12 protein-coding genes are annotated in these 20,250 nt (G+C 38.0%); all 12 read right to left on the minus strand.

What is annotated here, in order from left to right:
* Window positions 1-892: 892 nt before the first annotated feature.
* Entirely contained in the window at window positions 893-4,129 is a 3,237-nt protein-coding gene (locus M3610_RS25795; protein ID WP_251463374.1) for an AAA family ATPase, read from the minus strand.
* Window positions 4,110-4,814: a hypothetical protein gene (locus M3610_RS25800; RefSeq protein WP_396953674.1), complete on the minus strand. Its 705-nt coding sequence runs from the start codon at window positions 4,812-4,814 to the stop codon at window positions 4,110-4,112. Before M3610_RS25800 ends, M3610_RS25795 begins: the two co-directional genes overlap by 20 nt.
* Complete coding sequence (locus M3610_RS25805; protein WP_251463376.1) at window positions 4,765-6,183, minus strand: hypothetical protein; 1,419 nt, start codon at window positions 6,181-6,183, stop codon at window positions 4,765-4,767. The genes M3610_RS25800 and M3610_RS25805 overlap by 50 nt, the downstream gene beginning before the upstream one ends.
* Complete coding sequence (locus M3610_RS25810; protein ID WP_251463377.1) at window positions 6,159-7,475, minus strand: toprim domain-containing protein; 1,317 nt, start codon at window positions 7,473-7,475, stop codon at window positions 6,159-6,161. The genes M3610_RS25805 and M3610_RS25810 overlap by 25 nt, the downstream gene beginning before the upstream one ends.
* Before the next feature lie 567 nt (window positions 7,476-8,042).
* Window positions 8,043-9,422 (minus strand): PD-(D/E)XK nuclease family protein, encoded by a 1,380-nt coding sequence (locus M3610_RS25815; RefSeq protein WP_251463378.1) that lies wholly within the window; start codon window positions 9,420-9,422, stop codon window positions 8,043-8,045.
* Window positions 9,423-9,512: 90 nt separating this feature from the next.
* Window positions 9,513-10,514 (minus strand): helix-turn-helix transcriptional regulator, encoded by a 1,002-nt coding sequence (locus M3610_RS28390; RefSeq protein ID WP_251463379.1) that lies wholly within the window; start codon window positions 10,512-10,514, stop codon window positions 9,513-9,515.
* A gap of 82 nt (window positions 10,515-10,596) precedes the next feature.
* On the minus strand, window positions 10,597-13,842 hold the full coding sequence (locus tag M3610_RS25825) for a UvrD-helicase domain-containing protein (RefSeq protein WP_251463380.1): 3,246 nt from the start codon (window positions 13,840-13,842) through the stop codon (window positions 10,597-10,599).
* Window positions 13,839-16,583 carry a PD-(D/E)XK nuclease family protein gene (locus tag M3610_RS25830; RefSeq protein WP_251463381.1) on the minus strand — a complete coding sequence of 915 codons (2,745 nt, stop codon included), beginning with the start codon at window positions 16,581-16,583 and terminating at the stop codon, window positions 13,839-13,841. The genes M3610_RS25825 and M3610_RS25830 overlap by 4 nt, the downstream gene beginning before the upstream one ends.
* Window positions 16,584-17,257: 674 nt before the next feature.
* A complete protein-coding gene (locus M3610_RS25835; RefSeq protein WP_251463382.1) occupies window positions 17,258-17,944 on the minus strand; it encodes a DUF1643 domain-containing protein in 687 nt (228 codons plus the stop codon).
* 264 nt (window positions 17,945-18,208) lie between these two features.
* Window positions 18,209-18,556 (minus strand): WYL domain-containing transcriptional factor, encoded by a 348-nt coding sequence (locus M3610_RS28550; protein ID WP_483870117.1) that lies wholly within the window; start codon window positions 18,554-18,556, stop codon window positions 18,209-18,211.
* A 45-nt stretch (window positions 18,557-18,601) separates the two neighbouring features.
* Window positions 18,602-18,928 carry a WYL domain-containing protein gene (locus tag M3610_RS28555; protein WP_396953675.1) on the minus strand — a complete coding sequence of 109 codons (327 nt, stop codon included), beginning with the start codon at window positions 18,926-18,928 and terminating at the stop codon, window positions 18,602-18,604.
* A 755-nt stretch (window positions 18,929-19,683) separates the two neighbouring features.
* The gene (locus M3610_RS25845; RefSeq protein WP_251463383.1) at window positions 19,684-20,148 is read right to left on the minus strand and encodes a hypothetical protein; all 465 of its coding nucleotides are present in this window, start codon (window positions 20,146-20,148) and stop codon (window positions 19,684-19,686) included.
* Window positions 20,149-20,250: the final 102 nt, after the last annotated feature.

The raw sequence follows: 20,250 nt of genomic DNA on the forward strand, positions 1-20,250 counted from the left end.
TTTCTTATTTACCTTATTTTAACACTTGATGTTTTAGAAATGCACGTAAGTGTTATACTTATACGATTAAAGAAGATAGCTAATTTCGAAAAATGTTCCACTATTTTTTTATGTGAGTGATAAATAAATCTTATCTTTATAATCTCTGAAATAAAAAAACACGCACAAGAAGTTGATTTACCCCATTATGCATATGTGAAGTGTATAGTTAAGTCTGCATAATGGCGAGGAAAAAAAGGGTCAGCCCCCTGGTGAAGTAAAGTTTTTATACACCGTGGGACTAGCCTAGCAGTTGTATTGGGTTGTGCAATAGAAAAAAATAGATGTTTATAGAATATAACAAGGAAATGGAAGAAAGACCGCAGAACCAGTCCCATAGATAAATTATCGAGAGTTGGGTTAATTGGGAGTATGCGGATTGGTTCGGTACAAACAGCACACAGATGGAGAAGAATCAGAAGGAACGTAATGATAGTATGAAGGATGTTTTCCTAAAAAGGATTGCAAAAAGGGTTTTGATAATTCTTTTCAAGAGATGTACAAACTAACCTGACATTGAGGTCAGCGCCTCGGTAAAGTAACGCTTTAACGCAAAGGGGGACTCACCTTGAAATCCAAAACCACATTTTTCTCAAAAAAAAGCATTCATCTCCTCTAAAAGAAAATGAATGCTCTATATCAAATATCCACTCATTATTTTGCTTAAGATCACTTCAAAAATAACATCCATACTCAAGGACTTCATGTAGTGATCAGTATTCTCAAGATAAATCTCCTTGAAGCTTGAAACAATTTGTTCGGCAAGTATGAATGGAGGGCCTAAATACCCATTTTCATTTTTGTAAAATGCAAGTAGTGACTTCCACTTATATTTGTATTTTTTCTTTTCGTTTTATTCCATTAAAATAGATTCTTTCACCACATTTTCTGCCCGAGTGCGCAGTTTCATTATTCCGCTCTGCTGAATATCTGGCTGGTGATATATAACATATGCTTTATGAAAGCGACTAAAATAATCCTTATCATGAGACTTTGGAGTTAAGATAATCATTTTCCGGCCAAGCTCTTTTACATACAAATCAAAAACCTTTACTTTTCTTCCCTCATCCAATGCACTATCAAATTCATCTAATACAATGAAGCTCGGATTGGTTTGGATCGTTTGTAGCAGTGCAAGAGCATAAAGCAACGAAACAAGTGATTTTTCTCCCCCGGATAAACCAACTCCTTGTCTTCCTCCTCTGGCTTTAACACTCACATCTTCCATTGCCATTCTGTGACCGAACCTTCTTGCTTTTAAATAAAGGTAATAACGGGTGGTCCCTTTTTTATCTTCATGCATGTCCCATTCAATTACACCTTCAAAACCAAACTGGTCTATATAATCTTTGAAGTGCTTGTTAATCAGTAAAACTTTCCCGCCAATTGTGGAATCCAGGTCATTTCGAAGCTTTTCCATCCTCTCTTGATGCTTGACCAATAGAATTTCTGATTCATTCACTTCATTTGTTTGTAGATCATATGCTTCTTTCATCTTTTGATAGTTTTCAGGTGCGTAAGGGTCGATACCTGATTCGTTCACGGCATTGGTAAACGTAGTTTTGCCACTTTCTCTGTATTCGCGTGCCTCAGCCAGGTTCCAATTCGGTTGTTCCACCATCTTCTCTTTTTCTTCTTTTGCTTTTGCTGAAGCTATATTTTCGAGGTCATTTAATTCCTGATTGTACTGGAAATATACTTTTTGCTGTGTTTCTTTTTCATTTATTTTATTTTCTAATTGCTTTTTCAAATCTGTTGTTTCATTCAAACTATCTTGGATAACATTGGTTAAGCTTTTTAATGTTTTTTCAATAGCATAGCATTTGTTCTGGCATAAATCGTATTCTTCGGTACGAATTTCAAACAAATTTTTAGTGTATTGAACTCCTCTTTCAATATCATCAATTTTATTTTTGAGTTGGTAAAGTTGATTTATTTTTTCTTTTTCCTGAGCGTATTTATCCCATTTCTGTTTAAAAGAAAGATAGAGTTTCTGCTGTGCATTAACATTTGATCTTTCCGTTTTTAAATTTTCTAATAACTTAATTTGCTCTATTTCTGCTTTTTGATCTTCTTCAATTTGAATTAGTAAGAATTCTAAACGTTTTTGACGCAGCACACGATTTTTTTCATCTGCAAAAAATGCTTCCGCTTCTTTTACATCGCCAACAACATTTCTTAATTTTTGTGCCTCCAGTTCATTTCCCCCAATGGAAGCTGTTAATGTCATAATATTGTTTTCACATTCTTTTATTAATGAAGCTAATTTAGAAAGCCTTATCTGGACAGCTTGAACGGATAATATATAACGCTGTTCTTCCTGAATGCCCCGCAATCCTTTTTCATCCCTCAAAATACCATTAATAATTTTTACTGCACTTTCTTCCTCGAAAAAGGATTGAACCCAATTTAGCGCCTTAACTGCAAGGGGAACAATTTGTTCAGGAAGATTATTTCGAATCTTTAGATGATAATCTGACAATTCTGTCATGTAGGCTTTTGGGAGAATAGCAGGAAGTGATACATAATATAAATCATTAGGCGGAGTAAAATTCCGGCTATTGACAAACATTGTATATTTAATCGAATCAAATACCTTTTCATCTGATAATTTGGCGGAATCATCCAGTTTAATCAGTTCTCTTAATGTAAATACTTCAATTCCTGCCCTTGCAAAATACTGTTTCGATTGTTTTTGGCGGGGACTATTTAATTCATTTTGTTTTAATTCCAGTTCTTCTTGTTTGTACTCCGTTAAACGATTTTTCCATTCTTTTAACTGATCTTTGTCAGAAGAGATTTTTAAATCCAGCTGTTTTATTTTTTCCTCAACAACATGGCTGCTACTATATAATAAAAGCAATTGCTGTGTTCTGATTTTTTTTGGTTCATCTTGTTTAGTTTCATACTTGAGTTCAGTAACCTCTTGATTTGCAATTCTAATGGTACTGTCAGTCTGCTCAATCCTATGTTTTTGATTTTCAATAAAAGGGTCGAGGCGTTCCATTTCTTTTTGGCACTTGACAAGCTCACGGTCTACTGTTTCTTCATCGGGAATCCGGCTGATTTCATTCCTAATTTCAGCTAAATCGTATTCCAATTTTTCATAAATTTCTTTGTGCTTCTTTTGATCATCCCGCAATTGATTAAGCTTTTTCTGCAACTCTAAAACTTGTTGTTCCAATTCCTTTCTTTCTGCTAGACTTACTGCTAATTGTTTCTTTTGTTCTGTTTGATTTGTTTCAAAGGTTTGCAGTTGTTCATGAACCTCTTCAATTCTCTCATTTAAAAAAGCTTCTTCTCCTGTGCAATGATTAATTTCTTCCTGAGTTTTTATTATTAACACTGACAGCGCGTGATAGTATTGTATAAAACCATTTTTGAGCCTTTGTTGATTATCATTATACTGGTCTAGTTTTTGTTTTTGGATATTTAACAGCAATTTTCGATTCTGCTGCTGTATTTTTGCCTCTTCTAAACTTCGTTCAGCCTCTTTTACCAATTCCCGGCTTTCTTCCCAGTTTTTTTGAATCTTATCAATTCCATGCATCTCACTAAATATACGAAATCTTTCTTCGGGAGCCATTTCTGAGAACTGATTGACCTCATTTTGATACCAAATTAAATAATAATAGTCCGGGTCAATATGATATTTTGTCTGGAGCAACTTTTTATAGGCCGTAAAATTTTGAATCCTATCTCCCGATTTAAAAGTGATTTGTTCTTCCCACTCATCCGGCTTATCACCTGATGAAATTGTGTATTCACGAGCGAGGGTTTGTGGAGTGGTTTGTTCAATTTGCAGTTCAAATTTGATAAATTTTGGTGCATCTACTTTAATCGCACCTTCATTTTTAAATAAAAATGAAATACTGGCCTTCCACATTTGTTCAACTGGTAAATTTGCAGAACGTAATCCGCTTATATCAACCTTTCCAGAATGAAGAACTGCACCCATACAAAAAGAAATGGTTGATTTCCCGCTTCCATTCGGCCCTAATAGGCCAATATGCTCCTTTTCTCCGGAAAGATCGATCGTTTGGGGAGGAAAATCGCGTATCCCGGCAATATTAAGTCTCCAAGGAATCATAATCCAATCTCCCTTCAAGATTGTAACGTTTGTAAAATTTCAATACATCTTCCATATTTAACTGAGTCGATTGGGTAAATTCTGTAAAACGGCGTAAAAAAGAATCCGAAAACATATGCTTACCGATGGCCGTTAGTCGATAAGCTTCTTCTGTTGAATTTGATGAAAATGGTTCCAATGCACCAATTTTCATCAAGATATCAATATTGGATTGTAGTTTTCTATTTGCCTGAAAGGATTCATGCCCAAATGCTTCCAACATTTGTGAAAATAATGTATAGGGATGCTGCAAAACTTCTTGCTCATAAAAAATGTACATTAATATGGCCATTGCTTCTTTAGGGAGGACCCCTCTTGCTCCCCTGGCATTTACTCTCATCAGAACAACTACCTGATCCCTATTTTCATCATAAATGAGTTGGAAATAACGGCTAATTGCCTGATTTACACGGGAAATAAACAAATGAAATTCCTTTTCGTTTTTTTCAATTCCTAACTGCTTCTCTACTTCTTTTCTGGAGAGCCCAAAATTATCCCGCCGAACTCTTGCAGAAGAAGAGAACAGTATATTCATAAAGGTTAATTCTTCTTCCTTGCTTAAAAAACTGGGCAATAACGCAAGAGCAGCTAAAGGATTAACTTTTTGGTTTTCTTGTTCGAACTGCTTTTCTTCCATGTGGGTCATCCTCCATCCATTCCCAATCTTTATCATTCTCTAGCTTTGTGCTCCTTTTAATTTCCTTGTCAAATTCTGCCCGCTGATTACTAACCATAGCAGCTACTCCTAATAATGATTGAAGCACATCTCCCCATTTCCCTTCACCAACCTCGATAAGGAGGTCATCGAGCTGGGCTTGTCCACCTGCCGTAGCTAAATATCGTTCTATATGCTCGGTCGGGATATTCTCCTTTGTCATTTTCCACTGGGTTTCCTCCATTTTAGCGGCAATTTCTTCATCACTTAATTCATCAGGTTCCTGGTATTCAACAAAAGGCATTTCAACGATTTCATTTACGGCCGGTTCATAGTTTTCAATATAATCGATTCCATCCAATATGTCTTCTGCTGTTAATGGCGCAGCGAATTTTACCGGCATCCAAATTCCGTCCATAGCCTCATCCTGATATTGATCTTGTTCCATAAAACTTAATATCTGATGAGGATCAGGATCTTCATCATAGGGATTATTAAAGGTTTTAATAATATAGGTTCGAATAAGCTCAGGGCGAATACTGTTGCTTTGTTCTGTATGCTGAAGATTGGTGAACTTCACAATTTTATTAATCGTCCCAAGGCTGATTTTGATTCCTTCTGATATTGTATAAATTCCCTGTTGGAACAAATTCGCAAGCGCTAGGCTGTCTTCAAATGTCTCAAAGGCCCGAATTCGCTCACTCATTTTCACCTCCAGATCTTCCATAAGTGAATTAATCAACTGAACCTGGGTGAGTGCATGCCGGTTGGCCAAATATTCGAGCTCCCTATCTTTTAACAGATGAACAGCTTCCTCCACATTACGAATCATGCTGGCTAGCTTATTGCCACCGGAAATGCCTTTGTCGTCATATGCTTCACTTAATTCTGCATCACGTTTTGCCTGAAATAACGAGCGGGTAATATCATCATGTAAATAATAGGCGAGAGAGTCATTTGCAAGTCGAATAAGGAGGTCTAAAAGACGCTTTCCCAACGAACGCATTTTAATGCCCGACGGAGTCTTCATAATCCAATTGTACTTGCCAAGAACATAGATGAGATGCTTCACATCATCAAATGTCATTTCCTCATCTTCACCGTAGATATTTCGATATCGATAATAAAGCGCCTTTTCATTTTCCATTTCCAGTTTGGAAAGTCCCAATGCATCTTCTTGGAGAATATTCAAAACCCGAAGTACTTTCAACAATTTTACTGGTGACTGAAAATAATCTTCATCGCTCATATCCTTCAATACCCCGGCCAATTTCACAATATCGCGCATGGCTTCGTGAAGTTCACTTGAAGTAGTCGATTCTTTAAAGATCGAAATCAATTTTCCATCCATTTCAGCCATTCTTCTACTCCCTCCATCCGTTCCTCCTGTTCACCACTTTTCTTCTGTAAATAATCATTCATGATTTGAAGATAGCTCTGTACATCATATACTACTCTTTCTTGATTAGGGACGATCCACTTAATAGTCAGATTTTGATTATTCTTTTCCATCAATACCTCGTAAATGGTATTAGCAATCACTACACCGGCCTCATCGTAATCCGTCCAGATGAGAACTTGTTCTATGGAGACACTTTGATAAACCATTTGGATGAATCTTTTTACTGCACTCTTCAATTGCCCTTCAACCCCAATAACCAGGCTGTTTGTATCCCTTAAATAATCCTTTTCATACGAGAAACGGGTAACCACTCCGCGATTTTCTACTAGCCATAGATTTCTGGCTGTTGTTGAAAAAGAATCACTAAATACGGCATGGTCCGTTATAGAATGAACCGTTCCAAACCGGTATTCGCACATAGAACCGTTCAAGGGTCCGCTGAAAGGAATAAAGACGATGCTTCCTAAGCTTAATAACCCGGATATCGAAATTGGTGGAAAATCCAACTCTTCCAGTATGGAAATAAATTCTTTCTTTGGACCATCAAATTTTTTCGATCCTCCAATTTCCGAATAATAATCGGCACCAATCTCTTTCCAATCAAATTGGAGTTTGGTTTTCATTTGCATATAAATAGCCATTAAGAAATGCAGGAAAAGAGTACGTTTCCCCTGACGCCAATGTGTTGTGAATTTTTCTTGAGAATGTATCTTGGAATTTGAAATCATATCTTCGAATAAATCGCAGATTTTAGAAATGTACAACCTTCTATCAAATGGAATATTAGTAGCAATTGGTATTTGTTTAAGCTTTTCAAATTTTTCTCGAAGTCTACTTAACTCGTTATCCCTTTTTTGCTGCTCATCTTGTTCGTTTTTTTCGATGAACTGAAATAATACTGGTCCCATTACATAAGCAATATCTTTAACACTCTTTTCATCCAATTCATAATTGATTATTTTCATTAGTGCACCTGAATAAAAATATGGGTCTCCTTTTTCACTTGACCAATTTCTTTTCACCCAAGGACTGGTAAAGGTCTTACTAATTTCAAGTAGCTCTGAACTCCCCATGCTACATTTTAAATTAAGCAAGATCTCTCTTGTTTTTCTGCGCCGTTTTGCCGTCCGTTTTACAATAGGAATCTCTAATAGTCCATCACCTTGAACCTTAAAGCCATAATTATCGATCTCTTCATGAGATCGCAAGTAATAGGTATATATATAAAGTCGCACATTTTCTGGTAACATCGTTTACACCTCGTGAAACGCTTAATATCTTTTATTATACATTAGAAATATGGATACATTTATTCAATTCGTTCGGAATTTAATACCAATTACCTATTATACACCCAATTACTGTAAGAATCGACAAGTGAAGCTTTTCCTGAGGCGCTTGATAATATGTATAAATACATGCAACTGTACCCAATGACTCTTAATCTATAATAAAGGTTAATTAAAAATATCCCGCTTACTAAACATCGACTTAGTATATCGCCACATGACTTTCGGTTTGGTCAGCCATTACAATAGAATATTTTTCCCCATCTCTGATTCGGGAAATCTGCTTAATTGATTAAACTTTAACCCGGATACGTTGACTTCACCCCATGGATAAATCCAGGGGATTCTTTTTTAAACCTTCATGAAAGCTGCCTGTCGGTGGTGGCTTCAGGATTAAATGTTGAACAATCCGTAGAACTGTTGTACTTGAAATTGTTAATGTGATGTTGAACATTCTATTTCTAGCACAACAGGGTAGCCAACGCTGCTTAAAGGCTACCCTTTCTCATTTGAACATCTTATGTCTTCTTAAAAAGGTACGGTGACACTATTCTCTAATAATGGAGTCTCTACCTCTACACCTAATTTTTTAAATAGTTTAGCAATGGTTTTCATACCACTCTCAGGGTTAATTTTGGTTTCAATGTAATATGTCTCACCCGTTATAATAGATTCATAGGTATGAATGGAGGCAAACTTTTTTCTGTTTTTATGGATAGGTTGAAACGCTATAGCATAACGATTTCCTCTGTCTCCGCCTCCAAGAATAAAGCCTTCTTCTATAAGCTGACGTAGAGGGAGATTATGCTCTTCAATCCACTGTAAAGTTTCTTTCCAAAGTTCCGAAACAGATTTTCCATAGATAACAGTTTCTTTCCCCTCATGTTTAATTAGCATCTGGAGTTCGTCCCATCTCTTAAAAATGTTTCTTTGGAATCCAGTTGAAAAATTCCATATCTCTTCAACATCGTTTTCCTCATTAAGGATCCATTTGATCGTTCTAAATACTTCACCATAAGTATCATTCACAACAGTGCTGACATAATTCCTTTCATCACTGTCCACTTCATTTGATATTTTCGTAATCGCTTTAAACACATCTTCAAAGCGATCATATATGGAACGGACCAGGGTTCGTTCTTCTTCAATGGTAGCCAATTTCTCCCGTTTCCCTTTATAAGGCATCCGTAATGCATCTACATACTGCTGAATAATCGGTTTGGCGTAAATACTTAAATCTGGATTTTCCAGGCAAGGCATTAGAACAATGTCCACTAGCTGCTGATAGTCGATTCCGAACCATTTGGAACTGCCAAACGTGGCTTCATTTGATTCTTTTATTTGGCTTTTTGGTACTAAGCCTACTAGCATAAACGTTTCGTCTTTAAACTTCTCTTCGAATTTTGTTAAGTATTTATTGCATTGATTTACATCCACCCTGGCATATACCTTTTGCTCAACAGCAAGGATTAACTTTTTTTCCTTGCCTGGGTCTTTTTCATCGACGATATTTACCTTAAAAAAGACATCCAGCCTTCCTTTGTCGTCGTTTTTTTCTGTTTCCTCGATGGTTTCCTGTTCATCGATATCAAGTTTGTTGATATCCTTTTCGGCTATAACCTCAGGATTTCTGAATTGATTGACATTGAGCATGGCTAAATCGGTAATGTCGTCAATATTTTCTTCAGCGGATTCGGCAATAGCCATTAAGAATCTCTGGAACGGATAATAGCCTAGCATATGTCTTTCTGTGGGATCTAGAAGCCAAGATAAGAATCTTGAATGCCAAGTTTCTAAATGGGTAGCCCCAACAACATGAAAGACATTCGGGCGATCAATCAGGAATTTTAAAGCGACAAATTCTTTGTCCATCGTTAGTTCATAAAGCATTCTTTTCAGTGATTTCATTATGTATTCCTCCATATATCAATGAACTTGAAACAAATCCTCTTATTACTATTCATTATAATGAAAAGGGTATACTGAAAATGGTACACCCTATTCTTTATATTGATCTTTTACTTTTCCAATCTCTTCTATTATCTCATCCACAAGGGTTTGTGGGGAAATGACCTTCACCTTGCTTCCCCACGCGAGGATCCAAGCCTTGAGTCCTGGACTCAGTTTTGCTTTTGCCTTTAAGGTGAATGCCTCATCGTTCACTTTCCGAATATCTGCCTCAATACCAAATTTATCAATGACACCGTTGAGGACATTTTGTTCGAGTTTAAATTGCAGGGTTATCCAATCATCCTGCCCGCCAAACATATGGAACGAATTTTGAACATATGTACTTAAATCTTTTCTTTTACGCGCAAATCTTTCATTAGAAATGGTTACGTTCCTCATCCGGTCTAACCGATAATTACGTGGATTGTTCCCTTCACTATATTTAATATCGTCACCAATTAGGTAATAAAAATCGGATTCCCAAATCAGGGCATGGGGCTTTATTTGATACATTTCTCCTCCATGCCGTAACTGGAAGTTTTTATGAATATCCATATCCCCATATTGAAACGCAATCATTTTACTTTGGTAGATTGCATCATGAATTTTATCAATATGTAACTTAATTAATTGGTAGTCTTGGTTAATCGATTGCTGATAGACAATTGGGTCTGGCAAAGTCTTAGCAATGTGTTTACTCGTTAGTTCCTTTACATTGTTGATAATGGTCTTTTTTTCTTCTTCCGTTATAAATCGTGCAGATAGGATGGGGTCAATCAGCAGCCTTAATTGATAGTTTTCAAATAGCCTTTCTTGATGACTGTAAAATTTTTTCCCATATTTATCTTCGTTTTCAATGATATCAAACCCTGAAGCCTGAAGGGTTTGAATGTATCGTTTCACCGCTTTTTGATCAGCTGTGCTTCCCGGTAGTTCGATTTTTAACTTATCAACCAGCTCTTTTATCGATAATTCATGATTTTCATCCGTTTCTTTACGAAAGATGTCTTTTAACGCTAATAAACGTACTCCTGTATTATTTTCACTCACTTTCTTTCCTCCGATATTTTCCTTGATAACCAATCTTTCCCCATCAAAATTTGGATGGGGAAAGGCTGCTTTTCTACAATTTTTATGCTTTTGATTTCAATTCTTCTTCCGTAAAGTGAACCATCGCCCCTACTACCGGCATATGGATCCATGCTTCTACAACGGGATTTCCAGTTGCTTTATATAATGCCTCTGCATACGTTTGAAGCTGAGGCAGGTAACTTGCAGCACGTGAAAGCCAGTCTGCTTCTTTTCCAGGAAATGATTTGTGGTCGATAATGACCCAACCCTGTGGTGTAAGGATCAACAAATCAATCCAGCCGGAAGCCTTCTGCTGTCCTTTCCGCAAGTGAATTGGCCACTCGTTGTGTCTAGAAAGAAGATTAGGGTATTGTTGTGTAATAAATAGCTCCAACCGGTCCGATGCCTCAAGCATGGCATCTTCTGTTAGTGCGTGAATGTCATACCTGGTTCTCATGGCTTGTGCCATTCGGAATCTATTTTCGTTGGAATTGCCATGGTTATCAGCAGCTAAAAAGGCGTGGACCATTTCTCCAAGCACGGTCATATCCGGGTTTCCTGAAAGCGGAAGACGATTGCCAATGCGATGAAGTTTTGAACCACTAGATTCCAGTTCAGGCTGCTGTTGGTAGTTTATTTCTTCCTCACTCTTTTGTCCGCTTGGGCTAAAGCGTGCAGGAACAAATGACGAAGTTTCTACCTTTTTTCCGACATAGACAATTTCAGAATGTCCAGTTGATTCAGATTCAGCGGTTCGTTCTGTATCCTCATCAATTGATAACACTCGTACCTTACAAGCAAATGGCTTACCTTTAACTACGATTTTCCCCACTTGATAATCTAGGGAAGCATCCTCTTGATCAGCTTCTGCAATCCCAAGGTTCTGGATAACCTGGTTACCAGCCTCATCGGTCAATTCATCCATCCAACCTACCTTTGAAAAATCACGAGCTGTTAGCACAAGGTAATCTCTGGCCCTTGTCATTCCTACATACATCAACCTTTGATTTTCATCGGTTAGTTGCTGGACCCTCTGTTGAAGTTCAGCTGCAGCTTGTACATAAGTATCTAAACTGACCTTACTTGATTGTGCTCCGTATGGCCAAGGCCAATAATAAAGCCTGCGTCCATAAAGTGGATTTTCTACATTAAAGCCCGTTGTACTAACGGCTGTCACCCGGTCAAATACAGGCGGTTTTTTCTTACCCACAGCCGATCTTTCTAATGAATTCAGGATGACAAAAGGCCACTCTAATCCTTTTGCCTTATGATAGGTTAATACCCGAACTGCCTGATCATCAGTCGATTCTGCCACAAGGTTTAACTCTTTGTCCTTTTCGACAGTACTTAAGAATAAAAGAAATCCACTTGTTGTGGCCGCGCTTCCATTGGTTGCGGCCGTCTCCTCATACTTTACCGCAATTTTCCGAAGGGCATCTAAGTTCGCTAGACGTTGATCACCTTGTCCCCATCTTAATACGACTTCATCCACTTTTGCCGTTACTAATGCTAAATCCAATACTTCAGAAGGACTCATTTGAACCATTTTTCCTCTTGCATGGTCTAAGGCTTGGATGAATGGCTCCGCAGCCATGATCTCTTCTCGATTCTCCTGATCAAGCCAGCCGGATAACCAACGCCCTTCACCCCAAGTGTCTGAAGAAAAGTGGATTAATTCAGCAAGCGCCAATGTATCGTTAGGATCGACTAAATAACGTAGGGCGGCTGCGGCGAACACCACTTCTGGAGTAGCTAGTAATCCACTTTCACCTACAGTTGCGGAAATACCTAACTTGGAGAGTGCCTCTGCCACCCTCACGCACTCATCGTTCGCTCTGCAAAGAATCGCGATATCTCCTGCTTTTAAAGGTCGTGGTTCACGGGATATTTTATCCACTATGATATATTTATCTTTTTGAGCTAAGACCGTTTTTACTCCTTTTGCGATATGTGCAGCATCGCTTAGCTGATTTTTAGAATTCAAGTAAGACCACATTTCAACTGCCATGGCCTGCTCTTGTCTGTCAGCCCGCTTTGGATCTAATGCAATTCGCTCCGCTGTCATACCTCTAGCTTCAAAAACTGGAACAAAAATCGCATTGACGAATTCAACTAATGATTGGCGAGAGCGATAGGAGGCATCCAATACTTCAATGGCTAAATCAGGAATGCTTGTCATTGCCGTCTGCATCAACTCGGGGTCTGTTCCTCGAAAGCCATAGATTGCCTGTTTTACATCTCCTACCCATGTTGCTCTTTGGGCAATCCTACGAAGCTGCATGTTTAAAGCGATTTGTAACGGGCTCGAGTCCTGGAACTCATCGACGAATACATCGGAGATCCGGTCTTTTAACACTTCGGCATGTTGTTCGTTTTTCAATAAAGTAAGGGCTAATGCCTCTTGGTCAGTAAAATCGATTAATCCGCGTTTGCTCTTTTCCACCGCATAGGTTTCCATTGCCTCTGCTGCACAAGAAAAAAGAGCATCCATTGCGTCTTTCATGTCTTGATGAAGCCTTGGATGACGATCATGCACGGAAGCAGCTGCATGAATCAGTGAGACTGCATCTCGGCTTTTCGCTCCAGGTTTTAACTTGCTTAATTTTGCCCATAGCTGCCAAGAAATGAAGCCATTGTGTTCCCATTCCTTGAGCGCCGAATCAATATCCTCAACAACCTGTGCAGTCGCCTTCGTTGAATCTCCACCAGGCAGTTCTGATTTTGCCACCCGTAAGGCTGCCTTTAAATCTTCCTCCAGCTGATCAGGATTGGACAATGTCCCGGGCAGCCATGCAGACATGATTTCCCATGAATAGACGGCACAGTTTTGAACATCCTCTGGTTCCAATCCATTCTCACGAGCTAGTGATAAGATCTTAAGGACATGTTCACGCCAATCCTCTAACCCGAGACGAATGAAAACCTGGCGATAGTCCCGGTAGAATTTATCAATGACTTCTGCTGCAATGGTGTGAAAAAGTGAACTAGCTTCTGATTCTGCCAACACTTTTTGTACAGGTGATAACCCCATTTCAAGGGCAAATTCCCGTAACAGCCGTCCAAATACACTATTCATAGTACCAACATACCCATCCAGAATTCTTGCAGCAGATGTGCTATCGCCCGATTCTAGCAACTTGAGACGAACACGCTCAATGAGTTCTTCCGCTGCTTTCGTTGTAAATGTGGTGGCCATAATATTTTCTGCCGGCACTCCATTTTGAATGGATGTTAAAATTTCGTCCGATAAACGGGAGGTCTTGCCCGCACCAGCCCCAGCACTTAACAGCTTTAACTTTCCGCTCATTTCCTCACCCTCCTAAAACCACAAAGATTCTGATATTCGCAATAGGCACATGGCGGGTCTATCGTTGATACAAATGAATCTTCACTCAACTCCTGGCCATCTTCCGTTCTCTTGTCCGTATTCCCTTTGGATGGAACACCTGGGGCGATAATCGTCCCTTTTAAGAGCTGTGACCAAATATCTTGCACAGATTGACGTAACACTTGATGAGACTCCAAAAGTGATGGACCCGCTACGTGATGGTCAGAAGGGAAATCCCCATGCGGCAAACTGAAGAAATCACCGCTGCGCAGCATAAAGTAGGCAACAGGAAGTTCTTGATTGTCATCTTCGGCTAAGAGCCAATGATAAAGAGTTAATTGTACCGATAAGTTTTCCAAGCGAACTTTGTAATTACTTGGTTTTCTCGACCATTTCGCATCAAACAAAATCTTGTTCCCTGATGCGGTTTCTCCGATAAGGTCCAATCTGCCGTTGAACTCAACTCCGTCTCTCCATGTTTTCTGTAATTCTATTTCGGTATCTTGAATGGTAATCCCAGCATGATTCAACACTTTAAAAAATTTCTGCAAGGATTTCTGCAGTTTAAATCGGGTTTCACTGCGAAGAATTCCATTTTGCGGCTCTAGTAGTGTCGCAGCCAGCCTCGGTGTCAACTGATCAAACAAATCCCCCGTTCGTATACGTACTTCTTCCTCGTTCCAATCAGTTTTTTCAGTAATAAGGCTTTCCAATATCACATGTCCTAGATTTCCAAGCATAATGGATTCATGTGGTAAAGAAAGGATCTTACCAGGTTTCACATTCGCAACATATGTAAAGGTCCATTTTAAAGGACAACCGATTAACCCTTCGAAACTGGTTGCAGATTCCACTTCCCGAGGCACGACGATATTTTCAGGAACCCTCCAAGTTCTTATGGGGTCTGGGATCTTGGTTGTTTGTAATGGAGTTCTTTCAAATTCTATTCCCGGAATTGAGAAACTTGATTGTTTCCGTATATCACCCGCTTCAATGGTAATTTTTTTCTCAGTATTGTGATCTTTTGCAATGGCATAGCGTATTTCGTCCCATAATGGGTGAATAGAAATTTCTTTGCCTTTCACTTTTGCAGGAGCAAAAAGAATCAGCCTTTTGTCAGACAAACGTGCCGCCCGCTGCCAAGCAGCTGCTTCTCTTCGACGCAGCACGTCCTCTTCAAGGAGGTTGACTCCATGTTCCCTTAACCATCCCCGTTCTTTCGATGTCCAAGTTCTGAGACTAGGTCCGGACATGTTTTTATGAAAACCCCACCAAATGATGTTTTCTGCTTTACCCCAGATTTGCCCTGGATGATTGACGACTTGCCATTGGGCGGCTTCCTGTGTGTAACCGGACAATTTGGCTCCTTCACCTAAAACAGATTCTAGGATGCGCCCTACTTGCAAACGTGTCACCCTTTTTGTCCCAAGGGATTTTAGTCCTTCCATTACCTCTTGGGCATATTGTGTGGCTTGTACAAACATAAGGTCGTTTGTTGTATGATAGTTCAATGCCGCCCATTGACTAACCTTTTGGCAAATATTCATTAGTTGTTCAAAGGGAATGCCTTCGGTTGGGTCATAATAGTCATGATTCACCCACAAATCAAGCCTTGCTTCAAGGTTTTTTCTCCGTCTCTTCACTTCCTGTTCGTCCAAACCTTCTGCGGTCCATAATTCCTCGTAGGCATTTATTCCGTCTAGGATTGCCTGTACCCAGAGTGGCCCGCCAATTCCTGGATTTGCGGCTAATACTTTGGCTAATTTATACCTAATCTTTCCTGGTACAGGAGAGGTTGGAATTGTTAATAATTCGAGCATCCTATCCACCCTTAACGGTTCCCAGTAAGTATCGATGGTAAGTGGTAAAACTTGAAGAACTGCTCGCCATTTTGAAAGAGCGTCTACTCCTGCTGCCGGTACTCCCCGCCTATTGAGAAGCTCATCAAGGAATAATGACCCGTCCCCTTTAATGAATACCGTATCTTCCGAGGTGTTTTGCTGCAGCCAGCTGATCAAAAAGTCTGCAGCATCCCATTCCTGTTCGGAACGAATAAGGAGCAAGCTCCCATCCCCTTTCGCCACTTCGGACGATTTTTCCCCTGCCATTACCTTTTGTAGAAGGGATAAGTCAGTATATGAATCCTTTTGTATTTCTTTTTCAAACATGGTTGATACATTCTGAGTTTCTACCCCTATTTCCTTTAATAAATCGATTAATTGAATGCACCAGGGATCCCATAGTGTTTTATCTTCATCAACAATATTGATTTTCTCGATTTGTACTTGCACTTGATCTTGTAACCTTGATATTAAACCTCGGACTCGATCAGGAAAACCACATAAACGGTTAGGATTAGCAAGCTCCAGCTCTGCCAGTGTATCGATCCATGCACTCCCGCCAACATGTACTAAAGGGTTCCATCCAGCTAACACTAACTCATCCCGGCGCCGTAACAATTCCTTCGCTGTGTTCCAAGAATCAGTCTCAAAAGATTTTGAGAATAGCTTTTTACCAGAATCCTGTTTACGAATAAGTTCCTGCCACTCTGCAATCCGTAGGTTTTCCGATACATTCGGTACGGTTAGCCCTAACTGTGTTTCTAGAATGCCGATTAAGCCGTTAAAGCCTGTTACTACGGTACCGACTGATGCCTCTTGATCTCCAAGTGCATCCGGATACGTGGTCGAATCTAGCCAATAGCCTAGCGTAATCTTCAAAATGGTACCCTCCTCGTATTTTATGTTCATAAACTTTTTCTCTTTTAAGTCATTAGGTTTTTGTGGGATAAAAAATAGAACGAATAACTTGTTATATACTTCCTTTATTTTACACAAAAAGGTATACCAAAAATAGCCCACCCTTTTAATAACATGTTAATAGCTTCAATCTGATCCATAATAAAATACTTACAATCCTGTAGGTTTCATTTTAAGGCATAAGATTTAACACATTAAAAAATAGAGATTTCTAGTTTGTTTCTCGATAAAAGAAAAACAAAAAGAGACAGTTCTATGGTTATATAAAATAACAATAGGAGACTGTCACTCTACTTTCCGCACTAGTGACAAATAAGGATTTTGACTATAAAAACAACAAAATAAAAATTGAACATGGGGTTATGCGAAAAGACACTCTGAAGGTTTTGGTCTAACGAAAAATGAAGCCTCCAACCGTAAAATCAAACTAGATAAAAAGACAATGAACTCATTTAGAAGACTATTCGAGACATTAACACCTAATCTGTATGGGTTAGTCTTTTATAGCCCATAATCCTAAAGATACCGGTGGTCCTATAACTTAATCGGATTTACAAATATGCGACAGCGAAGCTGACAATGCATTTTCAGGTAACGTTTCACCAAATAGTACAACCACTGGTCCTATTTCTGATTCACTGCATCTTCGTTAATTGTTTATACATTTTTTCCAGCCATTCCTCACATCTGTCTTTAATCATTGGATTGGGATGACGATATCCCCAATTTGTTTCTAAATATGGCAGCCCAAAAATTTGTTTATCCTTCTGAAGCTCTTTAGAGAGAATTTTCAAAGATTCATAAGCTAGTGTTTTGATACTATTGTCCTTACCCCACGCTAGTATGATTTTTGAATCAGTACTAGGTAAAATGGTCTCTCTTTCTTCTTTCCTAGCTTCCGAGAATACAGTGTGATTCTTAAAAGAGTGCAACTCCACTTGCCTTAGTTTTTCACTGAAATCCCCCATATTTCCGCCGCACAAGTCGCTTAGATTAATGACTGACAACACATTCCAATTCATCTTATTCATTAATTTCATCAATTGCCTTTGGGTTGGATCCAATTTAACAGCCACATATGGAAGATTTATAGGGATACCATCAATAGTTGCTGGTTGATAGGTTTGACTAATCGGGCTGCAACTGCCCGGATTAGCCATCACGATGACGGCATCTGGAGATGTTTGATTTGCAAACCCCTTCCGAAAAATGACTGCATGGTTTCTACATAGATACTTTTTGCTCCCCAGTTCAATTTGATAAAAGCTTGCCAACACATCAAATGTTTCTCTTAAGTCCGCTATTGACCAATCCTTCTTCATTTCACATTCCTCTTTTCTCCAATGTAAGGTAATATCTAATTCTATGTGTTTAGTCGTCCCATCCTCGTTAATTTTGTCGCAAAAAAAAGACACCTTTATTTTTATAAAAATGCGGATGTCTTAGATGAATGAATAGATATTAGTGTTTTAATAATTTGTATGTTTATATTACCTATTAGTGAAAAAACGATTTCTTTAAGAACTTTCATATTTTCATTATAAACAGATTCATATTATGACCCCTGGATAAAAAAATATGGGGTGTTACTGATAAATTTGATATAATTTCTCAGCTTCAACTTTAATTTTCTCAACCATCCTTGGTCGGTACAAAACCTTCGCAGTACTCCCCCAAGTTAAAATCCAGTGGATCACCCCTTCACTAATAGTCCCTTTTGTGATTAGTTTAAATTTAGAATCATTTAATTTACGGATGTCGGCTTTTCTGCCAAAGCGGTCTATGACAACATTGATAAGGCCAGCGGAAAACTCCATTTCTATCGGTGTCTCATCGCCCGCATACATCAGAAAAAGCTTTTCTGTATAGTTTGTAATATTAAAATTCACATCAGGAAGGAATTTTTCACCAGTCTTCGTAATGGTTTTAACCATACGATCAATACGATAATGCCGAACTTCTTTTTTGGGAATGTACTCTCAAATTAAGTAATAGTAATCGTTATTCCATACTTGTCCATATGGTTTAACCTGATATGCTTTCCCTTGATTACTAAGCACAAATTCCTTATTGATGGTATAACGTCCATAGCGAAATTCCACTATTTCATGGTTAGAAATCGCCTCATGTAAGTCACTTATAATGAATTTAACGTATTTATTTTCTGATTTAGAGTGTTCAACTAATAGAATTCGATTTTCAAGCTGGTCCGCTTGATAAATACTCAATAACCTCTTAAGCCGTTCAATTATTCTTTCCGTTTCTACTTTCGTAATAAATTTTGCTGATGAAATTACGTCAATCATTAACCTTATCTCATGGAATTCAATTGTCCGATTTTGGTAGCTATTATATTCGGGCAATCCATTTGCTTCCCGAAAAGGAATAATTGAAAAAGTATCTATCTTTTCTAACTCTTTTAAATCATTTACTACACCATTACAATTAAACTCTTCTCCAGATTATTCTTCCAATAAATCAACAATCTCTTGGACAGTTAATTGATGCTCTGAATCTGTGTATTTTTTAAAATTTCCATTAAAAATCAAAAGTCTTTTTCTATTTGATCTCCTGTTCCCCCTCATTAATTAAGTATGTCTTCATTTTTCTATATAAGTATTTAGTCCTATTATCAATATTCTTTATTTTAGTAAAAAACCCTTCTACATATGGCATTAATTAATACCAACGAGAAAGTTCATGTAATTAAGAAGGGAATAAAGACTGCTAATTTTCTATTGAAAGCCATTTTTCATGTAGGTCTGTGATTAAACTAGTATCTAATGGAATAAAAAAACACCCACATAAGGTTAATTAAATCCTGTGAGTGTTTCAAAAGTGTATAAAAAGGGACATTAAGCATTACCCTATCAATCCTGTAACAGCCGACAACATAATCGAAAGCTAGGAAGAGCCTAGTATCTTCACTTTCAAATATATATTCTGAAAGATATTGAAATGATTACCTGAATACTGCACGAAATCCCTTCCTCTTTTGTAGACAAATTCCTAGATATGCCCTCTGATTATTCATATATCAATAATAAAGATACATGAATAATTAATTCTTAGAAAGAATCTCATTAAATGTACTTATAACCTCAGTCTCCGATTGTATCTTTAGAATATACTCATAATCTAACTTCATCCTATTTTGTATTTCTTTGGGGGACTTTTCAATATTTTTCTTATTTTCCTCTAACTGTTCCAAGATTATTTCTTCCTCTGAATTCTCCTTTTTTGAATTATCCCAAATCTTAACCTTATCAATCCCTTTAGAAGCGAACATTTTAATGTTTTGTTTTTGATAAATTAATGTAGCGCATGTATCAAAAGTATCTATCGATTCATTAGTTAATTTCTCTAAGTCCCAGATTAAATATATATAATTTGTAGTTAACTCTTTATCGATTTTTTGTAGAACTCCTATATCTTTTGTTTGATCATATTCCTCACGTAAAGATTTAATTTTGTTTATTGAATGGTTTATTTTCTTATTTAGTAAGCCCCCAATCAAACAACGCATATAAACCCGCAGCTCCTCTTGGTACGATACATGTATCAACTAAAGGAGGTGCTTTTTCTTATGCCAAAACAAAAATTAACAATCGTCCCCGTTTCACTCCAC

Source organism: Neobacillus sp. MER 74 (genome assembly GCF_023714155.1).

Bases quoted from the DNA above. Each gene is read 5' to 3' on its own strand.
- M3610_RS25795 (WP_251463374.1), bottom strand. From the start codon at position 4,129: ATGATTCCTTGGAGACTTAATATTGCCGGGATACGCGATTTTCCTCCC.
- M3610_RS25800 (WP_396953674.1), bottom strand. From the start codon at position 4,814: ATGACCCACATGGAAGAAAAGCAGTTCGAACAAGAAAACCAAAAAGTT.
- M3610_RS25805 (WP_251463376.1), bottom strand. From the start codon at position 6,183: ATGGCTGAAATGGATGGAAAATTGATTTCGATCTTTAAAGAATCGACT.
- M3610_RS25810 (WP_251463377.1), bottom strand. From the start codon at position 7,475: ATGTTACCAGAAAATGTGCGACTTTATATATATACCTATTACTTGCGA.
- M3610_RS25815 (WP_251463378.1), bottom strand. From the start codon at position 9,422: ATGAAATCACTGAAAAGAATGCTTTATGAACTAACGATGGACAAAGAA.
- M3610_RS25825 (WP_251463380.1), bottom strand. From the start codon at position 13,842: ATGAGCGGAAAGTTAAAGCTGTTAAGTGCTGGGGCTGGTGCGGGCAAG.
- M3610_RS25835 (WP_251463382.1), bottom strand. From the start codon at position 17,944: ATGAAGAAGGATTGGTCAATAGCGGACTTAAGAGAAACATTTGATGTG.
- M3610_RS28550 (WP_483870117.1), bottom strand. From the start codon at position 18,556: ATGGTTAAAACCATTACGAAGACTGGTGAAAAATTCCTTCCTGATGTG.
- M3610_RS28555 (WP_396953675.1), bottom strand. From the start codon at position 18,928: ATGATTGACGTAATTTCATCAGCAAAATTTATTACGAAAGTAGAAACG.
- M3610_RS25845 (WP_251463383.1), bottom strand. From the start codon at position 20,148: ATGCGTTGTTTGATTGGGGGCTTACTAAATAAGAAAATAAACCATTCA.